The organism is Clostridium sp. UBA5119, assembly GCF_002414285.1.
GTDB classification, from domain to species: domain Bacteria; phylum Bacillota; class Clostridia; order Clostridiales; family Clostridiaceae; genus Clostridium_J; species Clostridium_J sulfidigenes.
Genome location: NZ_DHYX01000111.1, coordinates 1 through 19,655, shown reverse-complemented (window position 1 = coordinate 19,655; position 19,655 = coordinate 1). Strand labels below are relative to the sequence as shown.

Annotated in this window: 19 protein-coding genes; 6 read left to right on the top strand and 13 right to left on the bottom strand. The window is 28.9% G+C overall.

Annotated elements, in window-relative coordinates; translation table 11 throughout:
- Window positions 1–1,263: 1,263 nt before the first annotated feature.
- The 4 genes from B2671_RS16670 to B2671_RS16655 all read right to left on the bottom strand — a co-directional run bounded on the left by B2671_RS16670 (window position 1,264) and on the right by B2671_RS16655 (window position 3,600).
- Window positions 1,264–1,875, bottom strand: coding sequence for a class I SAM-dependent methyltransferase (locus tag B2671_RS16670; protein ID WP_346871416.1), 612 nt, complete (start codon window positions 1,873–1,875; stop codon window positions 1,264–1,266).
- Window positions 1,876–1,911: 36 nt separating this feature from the next.
- Entirely contained in the window at window positions 1,912–2,100 is a 189-nt protein-coding gene (locus B2671_RS16665; protein ID WP_346871415.1) for a hypothetical protein, read from the bottom strand.
- 134 nt (window positions 2,101–2,234) lie between these two features.
- Entirely contained in the window at window positions 2,235–3,128 is an 894-nt protein-coding gene (locus B2671_RS16660) for an SPL family radical SAM protein (RefSeq protein WP_346871414.1), read from the bottom strand.
- Window positions 3,129–3,150: 22 nt separating this feature from the next.
- A complete protein-coding gene (locus B2671_RS16655; protein ID WP_346871413.1) occupies window positions 3,151–3,600 on the bottom strand; it encodes a DUF523 domain-containing protein in 450 nt (149 codons plus the stop codon).
- A 339-nt stretch (window positions 3,601–3,939) separates the two neighbouring features.
- Between B2671_RS16655 and B2671_RS16650 the strand changes: the two genes are divergently transcribed.
- Window positions 3,940–4,788 carry a patatin family protein gene (locus tag B2671_RS16650; protein ID WP_346871412.1) on the top strand — a complete coding sequence of 283 codons (849 nt, stop codon included), beginning with the start codon at window positions 3,940–3,942 and terminating at the stop codon, window positions 4,786–4,788.
- A gap of 205 nt (window positions 4,789–4,993) precedes the next feature.
- On the opposite strand, the gene B2671_RS16645 is transcribed toward B2671_RS16650, so the two are convergent.
- The 3 genes from B2671_RS16645 to B2671_RS16635 form a co-directional block, all read right to left on the bottom strand.
- Window positions 4,994–6,304: a sodium-dependent transporter gene (locus B2671_RS16645; RefSeq protein WP_346871411.1), complete on the bottom strand. Its 1,311-nt coding sequence runs from the start codon at window positions 6,302–6,304 to the stop codon at window positions 4,994–4,996.
- A gap of 408 nt (window positions 6,305–6,712) precedes the next feature.
- Complete coding sequence (locus B2671_RS16640; protein WP_346871410.1) at window positions 6,713–8,023, bottom strand: FtsW/RodA/SpoVE family cell cycle protein; 1,311 nt, start codon at window positions 8,021–8,023, stop codon at window positions 6,713–6,715.
- Window positions 8,011–8,355: a PadR family transcriptional regulator gene (locus B2671_RS16635; RefSeq protein WP_346871409.1), complete on the bottom strand. Its 345-nt coding sequence runs from the start codon at window positions 8,353–8,355 to the stop codon at window positions 8,011–8,013. Before B2671_RS16635 ends, B2671_RS16640 begins: the two co-directional genes overlap by 13 nt.
- Window positions 8,356–8,630: 275 nt before the next feature.
- Between B2671_RS16635 and B2671_RS16630 the strand changes: the two genes are divergently transcribed.
- A complete protein-coding gene (locus B2671_RS16630; protein WP_346871408.1) occupies window positions 8,631–9,170 on the top strand; it encodes a 50S ribosomal protein L25 in 540 nt (179 codons plus the stop codon).
- 85 nt (window positions 9,171–9,255) lie between these two features.
- Here B2671_RS16630 and B2671_RS16625 read toward each other — a convergent pair whose 3' ends face one another.
- Together B2671_RS16625 and B2671_RS16620 are read right to left on the bottom strand one after the other, a co-directional pair.
- Window positions 9,256–10,428: a cation:proton antiporter gene (locus tag B2671_RS16625; protein ID WP_346871407.1), complete on the bottom strand. Its 1,173-nt coding sequence runs from the start codon at window positions 10,426–10,428 to the stop codon at window positions 9,256–9,258.
- 18 nt (window positions 10,429–10,446) lie between these two features.
- Complete coding sequence (locus B2671_RS16620; protein ID WP_346871406.1) at window positions 10,447–10,791, bottom strand: hypothetical protein; 345 nt, start codon at window positions 10,789–10,791, stop codon at window positions 10,447–10,449.
- A gap of 188 nt (window positions 10,792–10,979) precedes the next feature.
- Here B2671_RS16620 and B2671_RS16615 point away from each other — a divergent pair, with 188 nt between their 5' ends.
- Complete coding sequence (locus B2671_RS16615) at window positions 10,980–11,492, top strand: superoxide dismutase family protein (RefSeq protein ID WP_346871405.1); 513 nt, start codon at window positions 10,980–10,982, stop codon at window positions 11,490–11,492.
- Between the two features lie 120 nt (window positions 11,493–11,612).
- Here B2671_RS16615 and B2671_RS16610 read toward each other — a convergent pair whose 3' ends face one another.
- Both B2671_RS16610 and B2671_RS16605 read right to left on the bottom strand, forming a co-directional pair.
- Window positions 11,613–14,981 (bottom strand): AAA family ATPase, encoded by a 3,369-nt coding sequence (locus tag B2671_RS16610; RefSeq protein WP_346871404.1) that lies wholly within the window; start codon window positions 14,979–14,981, stop codon window positions 11,613–11,615.
- 57 nt (window positions 14,982–15,038) lie between these two features.
- Window positions 15,039–15,710, bottom strand: coding sequence for a Crp/Fnr family transcriptional regulator (locus tag B2671_RS16605; protein WP_346871403.1), 672 nt, complete (start codon window positions 15,708–15,710; stop codon window positions 15,039–15,041).
- 108 nt (window positions 15,711–15,818) lie between these two features.
- Between B2671_RS16605 and B2671_RS16600 the strand changes: the two genes are divergently transcribed.
- Both B2671_RS16600 and B2671_RS16595 read left to right on the top strand, forming a co-directional pair.
- Window positions 15,819–16,031, top strand: coding sequence for a DUF362 domain-containing protein (locus B2671_RS16600; RefSeq protein ID WP_346871402.1), 213 nt, complete (start codon window positions 15,819–15,821; stop codon window positions 16,029–16,031).
- Window positions 16,031–16,612, top strand: a complete 582-nt coding sequence (locus B2671_RS16595; RefSeq protein WP_346871401.1) for a 4Fe-4S binding protein — start codon at window positions 16,031–16,033, stop codon at window positions 16,610–16,612. The genes B2671_RS16600 and B2671_RS16595 overlap by 1 nt, the downstream gene beginning before the upstream one ends.
- Window positions 16,613–16,639: 27 nt before the next feature.
- On the opposite strand, the gene hydG is transcribed toward B2671_RS16595, so the two are convergent.
- Together hydG and B2671_RS16585 are read right to left on the bottom strand one after the other, a co-directional pair.
- Window positions 16,640–18,058: a [FeFe] hydrogenase H-cluster radical SAM maturase HydG gene (hydG, locus tag B2671_RS16590; RefSeq protein WP_346871400.1), complete on the bottom strand. Its 1,419-nt coding sequence runs from the start codon at window positions 18,056–18,058 to the stop codon at window positions 16,640–16,642.
- An 82-nt stretch (window positions 18,059–18,140) separates the two neighbouring features.
- The gene (locus tag B2671_RS16585) at window positions 18,141–18,386 is read right to left on the bottom strand and encodes a TM1266 family iron-only hydrogenase system putative regulator (protein ID WP_346871399.1); all 246 of its coding nucleotides are present in this window, start codon (window positions 18,384–18,386) and stop codon (window positions 18,141–18,143) included.
- Window positions 18,387–18,697: 311 nt separating this feature from the next.
- Between B2671_RS16585 and B2671_RS16580 the strand changes: the two genes are divergently transcribed.
- Window positions 18,698–19,636 carry an AEC family transporter gene (locus B2671_RS16580; protein WP_346871398.1) on the top strand — a complete coding sequence of 313 codons (939 nt, stop codon included), beginning with the start codon at window positions 18,698–18,700 and terminating at the stop codon, window positions 19,634–19,636.
- Window positions 19,637–19,655 lie beyond the last annotated feature (19 nt).

Below are 19,655 nucleotides of genomic sequence, written 5' to 3'. Positions count from 1 at the left end.
TAAATTATTCCTATGAGCATACAGTCTATCAATGTTGTTATCATTCATTAAAGATAGTATATTCCTCTTATGCAATTCCAGATTAAAATTTATATCTCTTTTAATGAACCTTAACCAAATAAATCCATTAGGATGTCTATTACTATCAACGTATAGACTATAGCTATCATATTCTAATTGTAAACCAAGGTCATGAATTAAACTCCATAACTTTAATATCCNNCCATCTTTTTTTAACAACTTACTGGACTTTGCTAATAACCTTTCAAACATCTCATATTCTGTTCCAGTTTCAAGACTAAACCTGTTTATCTGTACTTCTTCTGAGATATTAATTAAATTAGCAAAACCCAAAATTGTTACGTCAAAAGATTCCTTTTCATATTCTATAAGTCCTATATGCAAATTAGAGCTAATAATTTCTGTATATTTATAACCTGATAAAAGTTCATTGATATTTTCAAATAATCTATTATCAATGCAGCAACTTGTATCTGAAGTTTGTGTCACTAATTTTTGTGGTGTATAGATATATGATATTAGTAATGTGGTAATCTCTAAATGTGAACCTATTATGATTACATTATCAGTATCATTAATACAAGCAAAATTAATAAAGGCTAAGGCCTTATTTAAACCAAATATATTTGAAGTTAACATATTTTTGATTTCATGTTCATAAACTAACTCCACTGCACAAATTACATCTTCTTCATGTGCAAACTTCAATGTTGTATTCATTGATAGTACCTCCTTAAAATAAGTTTTGAGGCCTAACCATCGATTTATTAAATATAAAACAAAAGGCTACAAAAAAGCACTGCTTTCTTGTAGCCTAAAAATCTGTAATCAATTTTATACTTAAATAAGTTTATCTAATAAGAACTATATATTTAATGCAATAAAAATAAATATATACAATCTCCAATTACTATAGCTCCTATCCTAATAAACTTAACGTCTATATAAAACATAAATACAATTTTAGTTCTATAAGAGGTATGTCTTTTAATTGCTAATTTAAAAGAAGTACACAAAAAAACCTAATGATTAGGCATTTTATTCTTTCTTTCATCAATTTTCAATTATGAAAATTAATTAGCAATTACACAATTTCATTGTTGTACCTCCTATATTTGATAAAATCACTATAGCAAATATTTGAAATTAAGTCAATAAATAATAATGTAGTTTCAACAGAAAAGAAATATTGCATATACTCTAAATTCTAATCTATAATTGAGAAAACTTCGTAACATATATTTACTTTCTTATACCACACATACTAAACAGTTGATATGGCTGACCTTTACTTTCATTTTCTTTTATGCCTGAATAAAATACCCTTGAACTTACAACTTGGAACCCTGCTTTCTTTAGCAATGTTTCCATCTCTCCAATTTCAAACCCGTTATGTCCATTAAATCCATGTAATTCATCATGGAATCCACCATCATCAGGACACAAATCTACAACTACTAACTTTCCATCCTTATTAAGTAGCTCATGTAATTTCTTTGTTACCTTTGGTAGATCTTCTACATGGTGAAAAACCATGGATGTATAAATCACATCAAATTTTTCATTATCGTTAAAATGAAATAAATCCCCACACCAAGTTTTCATATTTTTTATTTCATTTTTTTCTATTTTTAATTTTAACTGTTCTATCATTCCTTCAGATAAATCCATCATCAATATTTCAGAAAATCTATGAGTTAAATTTTCTGATATAAGCCCTGTACCACATCCAAATTCTAAGGCTTTTAAAATTTTATCTTTATCCAAATAGTTTTCTATTTCAGTACTAATTTTCTTTGCTCTTTGAACCCTATATTTTGTATCCCATTTTTGAGACTCCTCATCAAAATGCATATCTTCATCCCCTTAAAATAAATTTCTCCCTTTAGCTTATACTTCTTCTTTGCTTATATCTTTTTTTAATAGTTTATTTATAAGAATATAGCCTCCAAGAATTATAACTATTCCTAATGCCCATTTAAAAATCTCTGGAATATCTACATCCCTAAGTAGATACCTAAAGCCATCCGCAAGTAAAAATCCTATTATCCAATAGACTATTGATTTAATATCCTTCATTTTAATTATATAGATTTTGTCTTAACATATATAAGGCAAAACTTTTCCCCCTTTTAATTAAATTCTGTATATATTTTATCATATATTTAAACATAGATTAAGTAAGGTAAAGTTAATAATCTATCTTAATAGTCTTAAAATAAGCTCAGCTGTTCCTCTTCATAATTCTTTCTATAATCCTTGATTATATCCTTCATTTTGTATATAATTCCATATTTATTACATTCTTCAGTGAAGGTCTTCCAAAGCTTCTTTGAATTAGAAGATTCACATTCATATTTATCACCATAGGTATGAATATATTTTCTAACTAAGTTCTCCCTTTGAAATAGTCTACTTAATTGTTCATAGTAATAGGCCCTTTGATTTCCTCTAAGGGTAAGCCCCATTCCATAAGCAAATATAAATTTAGCTCCTGAATTATGAGCTTCTCTAACTATATTTCTTATATTATCTTCTGAATCATTAATAAAAGGAAGAATTGGCATAAGCAATATTCCTGTATATATCCCACTATCACTAAGCTGTTTTATAGCCTTAAATCTTTCGCTGCTAGGTGCCACATTAGGTTCTACCCTTTTACATAGCTCATCATCAAAGGTAGTTATAGTTATTTTTATTAACACAGGAGAATGCCTTGAAATCTCCTTTAATATATCAATATCTCTAGTAATTAAAGGACTCTTTGTGGCAATGGAAACTCCAAAGTTATTTCTATTAATCTCCTTCAATGCTTCCCTTGTTAGCTCATATTGTTTTTCAAAGTGATTATATGGATCACTCATAGCTCCTGTTCCTATTACACCCTTTTTCCTTTTCCCTTTAAGTTCTTTTCCTATAGCTTCTACAGCTTTTTCTTTTGCTCTAACTCTATCAAAATCTTCTATTTGATAACATTCACTTCTGGAGTCACAATAAATACATCCATGACAACATCCTTTATAGATATTCATATTATAATTGATATCAAACCATGAATTATTAGGTATATATTGAGATATTAATTTTTTTGCAGATATATATTCCATGCTAATCACCCCAGCTTAAATATTAATTATTTAAATTCAATTTATCTAAGTCATTCTCTGTATAGACTTCAATTCCATTTTTCATTAATAATTCTGCTACCACTCCATTACCTTCTATTAGCTTTCCTGAAAATTTCCCATCATATACCACACCATAGCCACATGAAGGACTTCTAGACTGTAGTATTGCCTTCTTTATACCAGCAGCTTTAATAATTCCTAAAGTTTTCTCAGCTCCCTTAAAAAAACTTTTGGTTAAATCTACACCGTCCTTACTAATTACTCTTTTATTAGAATTTTCATCTATAAAAATCTCACAACACGCCCTTGGAGTAGGCAAACCAGCTAATTGTTCTGGACATATCGCTATAGCTTTTCCTGCTTTTACTAATTCAGCTACATATTTGTTCTCACTATTACTTCCATTATATCTACAATTAATTCCTGCTAAACATGAACTTACTAAATACATATATAGTCCTCCTTTATTTTCTATCTATAACTTATACTACAATACCTAAACTCTTACACCAGATTGTTTTGTTATAGTCTTAAGTTTACTTTCTTCTATTTTTCTTAGATCACTAAGATATATTTCTTCATACTTTCAACCTACTTATTATACCTAATAGTAATTTATAGATATAATTATATCATAGCTTATTTTCAAATTAATATATCTTAACTTTCTATGGAGATATATGTATAATAAAATATGGAGTTTATTTTAAAGAATCGTAATTAAAATAATATTTAAATTTAATTATGTAAGAAAACAACCTAACAAATTTAATTTTAAGGAGTTGACATCATGAGTAGTTTAATTCTTGAAGGTGGAACCTTTAGACCTATTTTTAGCGCTGGTATAATGGACGCCCTTTTAGATAATGATATTATGTTTCCTTATTGCATTGGTGTTTCAGCAGGTATTACCAACGGCTTTTCATATATATCAAAACAAAAGAAAAGAAACTATGACATTCTAATTAACTATAGACATGATAAAAGATATATAGGCTTTAGAAACTTTTTTAAATGTAAAAGCTTATTCGGTTTAGATTTTGCTTTTGATGAGTTACCTAATAAGATTTATCCCTTTGATATGGATACCTTTAAAAGCTATGAAGGTAAAATTTTAGTTGGTGTGACTAATGCTAAAACTGGAGTTACCGAATATTTAAATGGTAAAGATTTAGATGAAAAATGCAATATGTTAAGAGCTAGTTGTGCTATACCTCTTTTCTTTCCTCCAGCTATAATTAATGATAATGAATATTTTGATGGAGGCATCTGTGATCCTATTCCTGTATTAAAAGCCATGGAAGATGGAAATGAAAAGCATCTAATAATTCTAACTAGACCTAAAGGGTATATTAAAGAATTAGGTAAAGGCAATATTTTTGCTGCTAAAGTTTTAAAAAAGAAATATCCTAATTTAGTAAAGCCTCTTCTTACTCGTCATGAGCTTTACAATGATAGAGTTAAGTATTGTGAACAACTTGAAAGAGATGGCAAAGCTATAATTTTAAGACCTACTGCAGAAGATGGTATAGATAGCTTTGAAAAAGATCTTAATAAAATTAAACATGCCTATAACCACGGATATAATATAGCTTTAGAAAGAATTGATGAAATAAAAAAATTCTTTAGCATTTCATAAAAAAATATATAAATAAAACTATTTAAATATTTACCTACAAACCTATGAAACTATATAAATATTAATATATAAAACTAGCTAACTATGAAAATAGTTAACTAGTTCTTCTGTTTATGCGGGTTTCAGAGAATTTACTATTTAGAATATATATTTATTGCCCTCTTTAAAATAGGAAAATCTACATCTAAAATTAGTATAAACAGATTTATATCCCACCATAAATTATTCCTAGTATTATTACCAATACTGTTATAAGGGTAAAACCATATTTTGAAAACATAAAAAATTTATTTCCTAACTTTCTCTTAGCACCTCTATTTATTTCTTCTAACACCTGTTCTTTGTTGTACATAAAGTAAAACACAATAAATACTAGTAGTGCTGCTAATGGTGATATTACTATAGTAATTACATCTGCAAAGTTACTAAACAAATTCATATTTAAATTTAAAGGTATTGATAATATAAAGGCTACTACAGCTATTAAAATAGTAGAGGTTTTTCTGCTTAATTTTGTTTGTGCCATAAAAGATTCTACTGGCCCTTCTAGCATATTTATTGAAGAGCTTATTGCTGCAAATAGTATGCTTAAAAAAAATAATATCATAAGTATTTGTCCACCAGGTATAGCCTTAAATATAGTTGGTATTGTTATAAATAATAGAGGTGGACCTGCTGCTGGATCTAATCCAAAGGCAAATACTGCTGGCATAATAACAAAGGATGCTAACAATGCCGCAATAGTATCAAGTACAGCAGTACTTACTGCAGATCTTGGAATATCTAAATCCTTCTCTATATAACTACCATATACAACCATTCCGCATCCATTTAAGGATACTGTAAAGAAAGCTTGACCAAGTGCCATTACCCATGTATTTATATTAAATAGGTATGACCATTGTGGTGTTAATAGATACTTCACCCCATCTATCGCCCCAGGTAAAGTTAATGATCTGATGGCTAACAATATAAAAATTCCAAAGAGCATAGGCATTATAATTTTATTAATTTTTTCAATTCCTTTAGATATACCCATACATACAATTACTAGAGCCAGTACTATGGCTAATAAATTCCATGGTATAGTTTCAGTGCTTCCTGCAAAGCTATCAAAGTACTTAGGTATATCAATATTTTTTATATTTCCACTAAGGCTAAGTCCTAAATACTTAATTATCCAACCTACTACCACATTATAAAACATAAACACTCCTGCAAGTCCTATGGCTGGTATAAATCCAAAAATAGTCCCTCCCTTTAAACCTTTATTCTTGAACCCTTTTTTAATTCCTGTTAGAGCACCTCCTTCAGCACCTCTTCCAAATGCGAATTCTGTAATTAATCCTGTGGATCCTAGTATAAGTACAAAAATAAAGTATGGTATTAAGAATACAGCTCCCCCATTTTGACCTAACCTGTAAGGAAACATCCATATGTTTCCAAGTCCTACTGCTGCGCCAATACAAGATATCACAAATCCTGCTCTACTTGTAAAGTTCTCTCTGTTTTTCATGTTCTAATCTCCTTCCTAAAATAAACAAAACCACATAGATTGATTCCATGTGGTTTAAATAAGAAGTCATCAAATATAAAAACCACATAGATATATCTATGTGGTCTAATCACTAAACATTTGAGTATAGCAAATCTTCCTAACCATCATAGACACAAACCAAATTTGTTAAACTGGCTTGCATCTATAATTGTTTATAAATACAAACCCTATCTATAATAGTTAAGATAATATGCCATATTAACTTTTGTTGACTCAAAGTTAATTTCTCTACTCATTTTAATTCTCCTAAGTGTTATATTTTAATAAATAATATCATGGATATTTAAGCTTGTCAAATATTTTTCATTCTAATATTTTTTATTATATAATAATATTAAACCATAATCTTTTTATTATTAAAAACTATCAAATTTCTGTATTATATGGCGTATTTCTCCACTTGCATACATTAGATACTAAACCTATAGCTAAAATATTAATTAAAAGTTGACTTCCACCATAACTAATAAATGGCATGCTTACTGAAACTGTAGGTGCTAATGACAAGCTAACAGAAATACTTAGTAAAAACTGCACTATAAATAATGCACAAAATCCACTTACTAGTAATTTACCATAGGTTTCTTTAGTACTTTTTCCTATTAGACCTATTCTTATTATGAATGCTAAAATTAAAGAAATTAGTATTATTCCAGCAATCCATCCAAAGGAATAAACTATATAGGTAAATATAAAGTCTGTATGAATTTCTGGCAACATATTTGGTATAAAATTTGCTCCCTGTCCAAATAATCCCGCCGATTCCCTTAAGTTAACTAGTTGATTATAAATCCATCCCACTCCATCTACATCTAATGAAGGATTAAAAAACACATGAAATCTTTTTATTATGTAAGATTCACTAACCATACAAGATAAAAAGATAACCCCTGTAACTCCAAAGGAAGTTATAATATGTTTTAATTTCACACCTGATATAATCATCAAAGTAATAGCTGATATGGCATAGATAATAATACTAACTGAAGCATTTCCAATAATAAAAAATATTATTGGTGCAAAAGCAATAAAAATCCCTTTTAATATACTTTTAGTCTCATTCCAATTCCAATTATCAAATATTCCAGCTAAAGCAATGATTAGAAAAAAAGGTGCTATATTAAAAGCATTAAAACTAATTGGCCCAATAACTATCCAGCCCATTTGTCCATTTAAATAGCCTGTGTTTATAAAGTTTTGGGATATTAACAGAATTATTACTCCACTATAAACATATTTAGAGTACTTTTTTAATCTTCTATAATCAATTTTCAGTAAAACTGCTGCTAATATGATTCCTCCTGATGCATAAACTATAGTTTTACCTAAAAAATTAGCATATGAACTGTGTGACAATGCATTATTCTTCTGAATGAAGCCTAAAGTAAATATGCCAACTAATATAAATAGAGCGGTTATACCTAAAAGCATCCAATCAGGAGATGCTTTATGAACCGTATTCAAATCCCTTCCTATAACTTCATATGAACCCATTTGCATAATAGCTTTATCTATAGCTTCCTCCTCTGTTAGTCCACCAGCTCTGTAGTCTTGTATAATCTCTTCTATATGATCTATAAGTTCATCTTTTATATTTTTATGAACTCTTTTATTTTTAATTAATCCACATACTTCTTCTATATACTTTTCTACCTTCGGATGGTTTACTGTAGACATAAATCTCCCTCCCCTAATACTTCATTAACTGTAGAACTAAACAATTTCCATTCTACTTGTTTTTCTTTGAGAATTTTGTTACCATTTCCCGTTATCTTGTAATATTTTCTCTTACGCTTTCCTTCCCCTTCATCCCAGTAAGCTTCTATAAAATTTTCATTTTCTAAACTATGCAGAATAGGATATAGGGTTCCCTCTTTGAAAGAGAAAATACCCTTAGACCTTTCTTCTATCTCCTTAATCATTTCATACCCGTACATATTTTTTCGATTAAGCAGACTTAATATAAGTATTGTCGTGCTTCCTTTCAAAAGTTCTTTATTTATTTTCATAATTCCACTCCTTACCTCGGTTTACTATACATCGTATATCTAGGTATAATTATATATGTATATATTTATATTGTAAAGTATTTTTCATCCTAATATTTTATGAATTTTGCTTTTTCCCTAATATATGTTATCATGGTATAAGTATATTTAAGGAGGTTGATGCATATGTGGGCTTTGTAATAAGCTCTGTGTGTAATTAATAGTGCTTAGATTCATTTATATACTGAGCTTAATAAATCAACAAAAAATTATTAAAAATAAGTGAGGGATTTATTATGAAAAGTACAACATTTAAGGTATATGAAAGAAGCTCAAAGGGGAATTTAAAGAAGCTTAGAAATTTGGGAGAGGTACCTTGCGTAATCTATGGTGAATTTTTAGAAGAACCTATCTCTGCTAAGATGAATAAAACTGAACTGTTAAAAATGTTAAAAGGCAGTTTTAGTGGTTCTATCATACCAATTGATTTAGATGGAAAAACTCTAAACTGTGTAGTTAAAGATATTCAAAAGAACAACCTACACGAAATTATACATTTTGATTTACAATATGTAAAACCAAATGAAGTAATTAAACTAACTATTCCTATAAATTATATAGGCCAAGAAAATTTAGAATCTAAAAGACTAGTTTTAGAAACCTTTAGACCATATCTTGATTTTCAAGGAAATGTAGAAAAGATTCCAGAATATATTGAAGTAAATGTAGCTAATATGCAATTTAATGATAAACTACTAGCTAAAGATATTGATATTCCAAGTGAAGTAACACTTCTTACTCCTGAGGACACTATCTTAGCTGTAGTAAATGGCTAATGTAAAATGAAATTTAAGTTTAAAAAAGTGCTATTCTTATAAAAGATTAGCACTTTTTTCTTATATAATTCCTAATATTTCATTATTAAGCTTTATTTGCTTCACCTGCTTTAAATATAGCTATTTTAGTACATAGTGGGCCTATTAACTCATATATAACAGTTCCTGCTAATATTATAGTTCTAATCTGAGTACCATAAGCTGGCAATTCATTTTGAACTATAAGTGCTAGTCCAATAGCTACTCCTGCCTGTGGTACTAAAGTTAATCCTAAATATTTTTGAACTATAGGCTCTGATTTAGCTATCTTAGCTCCTAGATAAGCTCCTAAAACTTTACCAATAACTCTAGCTATTATATAACCTACTCCAATTATACCTACAGTCTTCAAAACTGACATATCTAGTTCTAATCCTGATATAGTAAAGAATGCTATAAATATTGGATTAGTAAATTCATCTAATACAGTAAGTAATTTAGTTTTACCATCGGTAATGTTACTAATGGTTCCACCCATAACCATACAAGTTAATAATCCAGACAAATGTAATTTATTAGCTACACCTATAGCTAATAAAATTACGCCTATAGCCATGCTCATAGTCTGCTCTCTACTGTTAGATAACCTATTAATAAAGGCTAATATAAATCCTAGTATTATTCCTAGAATAGTAGATCCTATAATCTCTATAAAGGGATTCATTATTGACATCACTGTCAAAGCTCCTGTACCATTTGTTAAAGCTTTTGCAATAGATAAAGCTATTCCAAAGGCTATAACAGCAATGGCATCATCTATAGCAACTACTGGTATAAGAGTATTTACTAATGGTCCCTTAGCTCTATATTGCTTCAGAACCATAATTGTAGCTGCAGGTGCTGTTGCTGAAGCTATTGCGCCTAAAGATAAACTGAAGGCTAATGGTTGCTTAAACACTGTTACCATAACTAAAGTTACAACTACTACTGCCATAAGTGCTTCAAATAAAGCTATAATTATAATTCCAGAACCAATTTTCTTTAGATCCTTGAAATTAAGAGAACTCCCTATACTATAAGCAATAAACCCTAGGGCTGCCTCTGAAATTACTGTTAATCCATGGATAGCTTCAGTAGGAACAATCTTTAAAACAAAAGGGCCTATTATTATCCCTGCTACTAAGTATCCTGTTACCTTTGGTAGTTTAATATAACTTACTAGTAATCCTAAAAATATACCTGCAAGTATTACTATCCCTAGTACATATAACCAATTCATCTTTAACTTCAGTCCCTCCTATTTTTGTTGAAAACTACCTCCAAATACCTTATTAACTGGAATTGTAAATGCTATTCCATTACCAGGACCATTTAATCCTCCAGTTACTTTGTTGATAATTTCTAGTGCTTGTTCTATTCTTTCTTTCTTTAAAACTGTAAATACTGTTTTATTAGATGACCTTCCTTTGTTTAATAATAATTGAAGTGAAGAAAACATACTTGCATCTTCACAACTAGATAAAATGTTAGCCATTCCTACAGTATCAATAATTGTAGACCCACTTATACCTATGTTAGTAAATTCAATCATTATTTCCTCTAAATCTCTTGAGTCATTTAATACAAATATTAGAACTTCCATTTATATCCCTCCCCTTCCTTATATATCTATTATATATTTTTTGTTTATTAAAATCAAATTTACATAAATTTGATTTAATTAAACTAAATTTAATAAAATACATAAAATATTTATATTTTATGTTCACACACCAACTTACTACAACATATTATAAATTATATTGTATCAATAAAATGGAGTGTATTAATATGAGAATGGCTAATGATAAATTTAGTATTAACGATATAATTATGAATCATGGTATGCCTGAACCAACGGCTTATGCAATAATTGAAGGTGGCCCTTTAGCTCCTGAACTACGTGGCAGAGTATTATTTTGTTCTTTAGATGATGGTATTATTCTTAGAGTATATGTTACTGGTATTCCAAGATACAACTCTGAAGGAAAGCCTTCACTTTTCCACGGATTTCATATTCATGAGTTTAAAAATTGTAATATAGGTGATTCGAATGATCCTTTTAAAGCTACTGGTGGACATTGGAATCCAACAAATGAACCTCATCCTTACCACTATGGAGATCTTCCGCCACTAATGTCATCAAATGGTATTGCTTTAATGAGTGTTTATATAAGCAGGTTTTCTATAAAAGATGTTATTGGAAAAGCTATCATAATCCATGAAAATGCTGATGACTTTACTAGTCAACCTGCCGGTAATTCTGGAAAAAGGTTAGCTTGTGGAATAATAATGCCTACTTAGTTTACTTAATACTTAATAATTGTTAATACAAATTCTATATATCAAACTTATAAATTTTATACTAAAGTAAAGAACTATATCAAAACATATCTTGATATAGTTCTTTACTGCTTTATTTTACTACTTTACAATATTTCTTTTTAAAAATTCTTTCTTACTGTTTATAATATCATCTATAGTTATGAAATTTATACTATCTCTATTAAATTCTTCATCGCATATTCTAATGCTCTGAGTTCTTATAAGATTATCTAAATATTGTTTTATCATTAATCCATTTTTTATTACTAAATTGGGATTACCATATATGTCTATTATAGTTTTATTAATTTCCTCTTCTGCATCTTTCGATAAGGAATATCCCTTTTTACTTAATATACTTAATGCTATATTACATAATCCTATATAATCATAATCTTCAAAATCAAACCAAGTTGGAAATCTATAGTTAAAGGCTGGATTAGATAATACCAGTTTTTTCATTCCTTCTTTTTCTCCTGAAAGGATTAATATAACCTTATTATTTTTATCTAAGAATTTAATGAAATCTGATACTATTTTATTATATTGATGTTCCTCCAGTAGAAGGTCTACCCTATTTAGAAATAGCATTTTCCCCGAAAATTTACTAAATATATCTTCAATTTTTATTCCCTTATTAATCATCGCCATGAATTCATATTTATCCATTTCTACAATGTTTTTCGCTTTAACTATTCCCATACTATAATACATTTCTGAGAGAATATTAGCTACAGTTTTCTTCCCTGTTCCATTTTCCCCTGTAAATATTATGTTCATATATCTATTGATATCTGAGCCTAATCCTAATTTTTTTCTTCTTTCTCTAACCTTTAAAAGCTTATATTGATTTTTTAAAAATTCCTTTGCATCTTCATTACCAACTAATAGCTCTAATCTACTATCTAGATTAAAGATGTTGTCATCATCAATAACATTTATATTTTCTACATCCTTAGCAGTTATAAGATTCATCTCATAAACGCTGATATCCTCTTCTACAATTCTTATGCTTTGATTTCTAATTAGTTTTTCCACATAATTTCTAACCATTCTACCATTTCCTGATTGTGCATCTGAGTTATTGTAGATTTCAACAAAGCTTTTCTTTAAAGCTATATATCCATTCTTAGATAACTTAAACCCCTTTGATTCAACAAGCTTTACCGCCATTTCAAAAAGTTCATTGGGATTATAATCTGCAAAATTAGTCCATAATGGAAATCTTGACCTTAAACCTATGTTTACATCAAAGAATTCTTCCATTTCTTCTTCATATCCAGCTAATATCACTATTACTTCTTTAGAATAATCTTCAATTAACTTTAACAGAGTTTCTATGGCTTCAATTCCTAATGAGTCATTGGCAAGGGTATATGCTTCATCTATAAATAACACTCCACCTAAAGCTTCTTTAAACTTCTCTTCTGTTTTCTTTGGGGTTTCCCCTGGAATTTCTGATACAAAACTTGATCTATCAGTTTCTACTAGTTGACCTACCTTTAATAATCCCATACTATTTAGCATTTCAGCTACTAATCTTGCTATGCTTGTTTTACCTGTACCTGGATTGCCTGTAAATACCATATTTAAATTTTGCTCTATCTTAGTATTTACTCCAACAGATTTCCTTTTTTCTTGAGCAACTATAAGCTTATATTGACTTCTTAATAGTTTTTTAACATCATCAAGTCCTATTATTTCATTTAATTTTTCTTCTAAATCAAACTTTGCATTTGCTCTAAAGTTAAAGTTATCTCTATCTAATAAATCAATTTCCTTATCACTGTTAGTTAGATATTTTTTAGAAGCATCAATTATTGCATTTTCCACTATATTTCTTACAAACCTAGAATTACCTAAATCATTTTTACCTGTAATTTGGTTTCTTGTAAATAAATCTATTAAACCTGCTTTTACATTCTTTGCTATTCTATACCCCTTAGATTTAGCTATATTAACTGCTATTTCATACATTTCTACTGGATTGTAATCTTTAAAGTGTATAGTATTTGAAAATCTAGATTTTAAACCTTGATTTATAGTTAGAAATCTTTCCATATCCTTTTCATAACCAGCTAATATGACTATTAAATTATCTCTATTGTCCTCAATGCCCTTAAGTAATGCATCTACTATTTCCTTACCAACCTTATCTTCTTCACTTTCACATAAGGAATATGCTTCATCTATAAATAGTACTCCTCCTAATGCAGAATTAATTATATCATTTGTTCTCTTGGCTGTATCATTAATGTTCTCTGTAACAAAATCTGCTTTACTCACCTCTACAAATACACCTTTAGATAATATACCTAAGGCGTTTAAATATTCAAAGGTAACCCTAGCTGCATTAGTCTTTCCTGTGCCTGCATTTCCTGTGAATATCATATTCATAGATATCTTTGAAGTTTTTAGTCCAAGTCTTTTTCTTATTTTTTGTACTTTCCAATTATTTTCAACATTTATTATAAAATTCTTCAGTTCTTCTATACCTATTATAGAATCCAATTTATATTTTACTTCTTCAAGGGTAGGTACTAGATAGTTTTCTAACTTGTATATTTCATCATCTGATTTGCAATATATCTCATTCTTATCTATATATATTAAAATCTCACTTTCACTATAAAGTCCTTCCTTTTGTATTAGGTTCATAATTGGTTTATAAATTTTATAGGATATATATTCACTAATTCCAAAATTACTATCTTCTATGAAGTTTTCTTGTAGAAAACTACAAATTCCAAAGTTATCTTCCTCTTCATCTTTATTTTCTATTCCAAGAACTATATTTCCTTGCATATGCTTTTGTATACCATCTATTGACCTTAACACTTCTCTTCTAATTACTTTATTTTGTTCCTCTTCTGTAAGGCTTTCAGTATATAATACCTCTTCCCTATTATCTAAAATTCCATCTTCTATTATATTATCATCACTATTATAAATAAATATGAAAAACTTATTATGACAGATGAATTCTCCTATATTGTCTATATCCTTAATCTTTGCTTCAATAAGAAACTTATTTTTCATAATATAGTTATCTTTTAACTTTAAACACGTATTAGGATATATTTCTGATAACACATTTAAAATATTTTCTGAAGCTTTTTCAGTATTTTTAAACATTATTACCTGTGAACTATTATTTAGTTTTTCATATAAGTCACTTAAAAAAGCATTATATCCTAAATTAAAATTGTAAGAAGCTAAATCTATTTCATCTATATGATAATCTTCAGTTATTCCTTCTTCGTTAAGTTTTTCAAATAATAGCCTTACACTAGCTTTTTTAAAAGTTCCTCGTTTACCGGCTAAAAGTAATATGCCCTTCTTATCTTCTTCAAACTTTTCTTTAAAATAATTACACAATTTATAAATGAATTCTCCTTGCCCAATTATTTCATTATTCATTTTTTTTACTATATTTAAAAAACCATTACTTAAACTTTTGTCTTTCATATATAACTTCACCCTTTCTTTTGTTTATGTAGTTATCTTTGTATTATAATTTCCTTACTAATTATATAGTTCTTCTAAACCTTTTAGTAATTGAATTTTACCTCTTGATATTAATAAATACCCTTTTTTCTCTAGTTCTTTAAGCTTTCTGCTTATTACTTCTCTTGAAGAATCTAATTCAAAAGCAAGTTCCCCATGGGTTGTATAAATTATTTTAGTATTCTTACTAAGTAATAATTTAACCAATCTACTTTCTAAAGATTCATGAATTCTAGCTTCTTTGTTTTCTATAACCCCTCTAAATTTTGCATATAGATCTTTATATATAACGTGCATAAATCTAAAATCACTTAATAAATAGGCTTTCACTATATCTGATGGTAAAATAGCAATTAAAGAATCTTGCATGGCTATACCTTCAATATTTAGTGATTGACAATTTACAAAACAGCTTAATGCTTCATGACATAGCTCACCACGCTCTACATTGTATAAATTAGTTTCATTTCCCTCTTCTGTTACTTTTTGAACCTTTATAATTCCACTTATAACAAATAACATACCTATGCAGTTTCCACTATCTGTTTTTAAATACTCCTCACTTAATAAACTTTTAAAAATTACGTTTTTTCTTATAATTTCATGGCTATCATCTATTTCTTTTAATACAGGATAAGCATCATACAAAGCTTCAAGTCTTTTATTAAATACATCTAAACTATTTAACATATTATCCTCCTAAAAAATTGCTTGTGTGACTATATCACATATTTTCTTTTAATTATACCTTTATAATATGCTTACTACAACATTTATAAAACAGGAGGATTTAAATTTATGGAAAAGAAAATTGTTAAAAGAAAGGCTTATGTGGATACCAGCTACTGTGTAGCCTGTGGCGCTTGTGAAAAAGTCTGTCCCCTTGGAGCCATTGCTATTAACAAGGGTGTTTTTTCAAAGGTTGATTATGATAAGTGTGTTGGATGTGGAAAATGTATTAAAGCTTGCCCTGCATCTACTATAGAAATTAAACAACAAGGAGGTAACTAATGAAAAAGAAGAAAAAGCATCTTTATGAATATCTTTGGATATTATCATCCCTATATTTAATTTTAGGGTTATTTAATATACTCTTTGCTTGGCTAGGATTAATTTGTTTCATCGTACCTTTATTAATTTCAATAGTTAAAGGAAATAAAGGCTATTGCAATAAATACTGCGGTAGAGGACAACTATTAGATTTATTAGGTAATAAATTAAAATTATCAAGAAATAAGCCTATGCCTAAATTTTTAAAATCTAAATATTTTAGATACGGATTTTTAATTTTCTTTTTAACTATGTTCATTAATATGTTATTTAACACCTATTTCGTTTTCCAAGGGACAAAAACTCTAAAAGAAGTTCTTACTATACTTTGGACCTTTAAATTACCTTGGAATTTCACGGATTTATCCTATGTTTCTCCTTGGATAGCTCAATTTAGTTTTGGCTTCTACAGCTTAATGTTAACTTCAACTCTCCTAGGTATAATTACCATGGCTCTCTATAAACCACGTTCTTGGTGTGTTTATTGTCCAATGGGTACCATGACTCAAGGAATTTGTATAATTAAAGATATTAAAAAATAGAGGGCTAGCCCTCTATTTTTATTATATCTAGAATCTAAAATCACGTTTTCCTTCATTAAGTTCTTTTAGGTGTTCCTCTACAATACCCCTAACTTTAGGATTAGGAATTTTCATAGCTTCATTTTTTATGACTTCTTCGCCTTTAGCTTTTGTATCTTCAGATGCATAATCCTCTAGATACTCTTTTAAAGTCATTAGAGCGTTAGGTAAACAACAGTTAGAAATTTGACCTGATTTTACTAACTGCATAAATCTGTCTCCAGTTCTACCTTCACGATAACAAGCAGTACAGAAACTAGGGATATATCCCATACCAAGTAACCAATTTACAATTTCATCTAGAGTTCTTGTATCACTGATATCGAATTGTGCTGAATTTTCTTCTTCTTTTTCCTTCTGAGCATATCCTCCAACACTTGTACATGAAGCTCCACTAATTTGAGAAACTCCAAGATGAAGCACTCTTTCTCTAGATTTTTGAGATTCCCTTGTAGATACAATAATTCCTGTATAAGGTACTGAAATACGTAATATTGCAACAATCTTTGCAAATATATCATCAGAAATTCCATTGGTGAAATCTTCTGGATTCACTTCATCAGCAGGACAAATTCTAGGTACACTGATAGTATGTGGTCCCACTCCCATGGCTGCTTCTAAATGCTCTGCATGCATAAGTAATCCAACAAAATCATACTTATACATATTTAATCCAAATAAAACTCCTATACCAACGTCATCTATACCACCCACCATAGCTCTATCCATAGCTTCAGTGTGATAATTATAATCATGCTTTGGTCCTGTTGGATGTAATTCTTCATATAACTTTTTATTATAAGTTTCTTGGAATAATATATATGTTCCTATTCCAGCTTCTTTTAATTTTCTATAATTCTCAACAGTAGTAGCAGCAATATTTACATTTACTCTTCTTATAGCACCATTTTTATGTTTTATGCTATATATAGTCTTTATACTTTCTAATACATATTCTATAGGAGAATTTATAGGATCTTCACCTGTTTCTAGTGCAAGTCTTTTATGTCCAAGGTCCTGTAATGCAATTACTTCCTTTTTAATCTCTTCTTGAGTAAGTTTCTTTCTAGCTATATGTTTGTTTCCATGGTGATACGGACAGTATATACATCCATTAACACAATAATTAGAAAGGTATAATGGAGCAAACATAACTATACGATTACCATAAAATTTATTCTTTATCTCCATAGCTAGTTCTTCTATTTTTTTATTTTCTTCTTCTAAATCACATTCTAATAGTACTGTTGCTTCTTGGTAATTTAAACCTTTACATTCTCTAGCTTTCTCTATAATACTATTTATTAACTCTTTATTATTTTTATTCTTCTTAGCATATTCAAGGGTTGATAATATTTCTCCATCTTCAATAAATTCAGTTGCTACCTTAGATTTTACATTATACATACATCTACTCTTCTTTCTTAATAAGATTTTAAGTGCTTTATTCTAATATATACCTAATTCGTTCTGATTTTATATATTTACTCTACTTCTTTGAATAGATCGTTTTTACAGTAATACCATCAAGCATACCCAACTTACCAGATAATGAACTAATAATATCATTAGTTGCATCTATAATTACGCTGATAACACACACCTCCTTGTCGCGATATGGCACACCCATTCTCCCAACAATATATTGTCCATAGTCATGCAAAATATTATTTAATCTTTCAGTAGCTGTAATATCCTCTACTATAATTCCAATCAATGCGATTCTTGTTTCCAAAGCTTATGCTCCTCTCAAAAAAAATACTCTCTGCATCCCAAAAGAGAGCAGAGATAGTATATCGCTATCCTATGACACCGCCTTATCATTTGGGCTAACCCTCATGTACTTCAGAACGATTTAAATCTATTACTCTTCCTCCTTGGATACTTCCTTAGAGTAAGACTACATTTTTATTTTAACACCTATTACAAATATTATCAATTATTACTTATACATTGAAAATCACTTTAACTTTGTATACAATTAATTGGGACAAGCATATAAAATATGAGAAATAGATTAGCTAAAGACTAGAAAGGATATTGATTATGGAAAATTTGATTTTATCAATTAATGTAGTTTTACCCTTGTTTCTTACCATGGCTTTAGGATATGTATTAAAGCGATTGAAAATGTTTGATGACAATACTCTAAAGGTTATGAATAGTATCACCTTTAAGGCTTTTTTGCCTCTATTGTTATTTTATAATATATATAAAACAGATTTAAAAGGAGCTGTAAACCCGAAACTTATTTGCTTTGCACTTACAAGCGTTACCCTTACCTTCATAGTATTATGCATTCTCATTCCTCTTCTTGAAAAAGATAATAAAAAACGTGGCGTTTTGATACAAGGTATATTTCGTAGCAACTTTGTTATATTTGGTTTACCTGTAGCATGTTCTCTATTTAGTGAAGATAAAGTGGGGGTTGTAGCTATACTAATAGCCACTGTTGTTCCCATTTTTAATATGTTAGCAGTTATCTCCTTAGAAATTTTCAGATGTGGAAAGCTAGATATTAAAAATACTCTTAAAGGAATTATTACTAATCCTTTAATTATAACATCAGCAATTGGACTATTATTTCTTATCTTCGGAATAAAACTTCCAACAGCTATTGAAAAATCCATAAATGATATATCAAGAATCGCTACCCCACTTTCCCTTATTTTACTTGGTGGCTCCTTCTCATTCACCGATGTAAAAACTCATTTGAAACAAACTATTATAGGTGTAACTGGTAGACTTATTATAGTTCCCAGTATCCTTATGCCTATAAGTATATGGTTAGGTTATAGAGATATAGAACTTATAGCTTTAATGCTTATCTTTGCATCCCCTACCGCTATTTCTTCCTTTACTATGGCTCAAAAAATGGACGCTGATAGTGATTTAGCTGGTCAAATAGTAGTATTTACCTCTGCTTTCTGTACATTTACAGTATTTTTGTGGATACTCACATTAAAACAGTTTGGTTTAATTTAAAGGGGGCGTCGCAAAATAA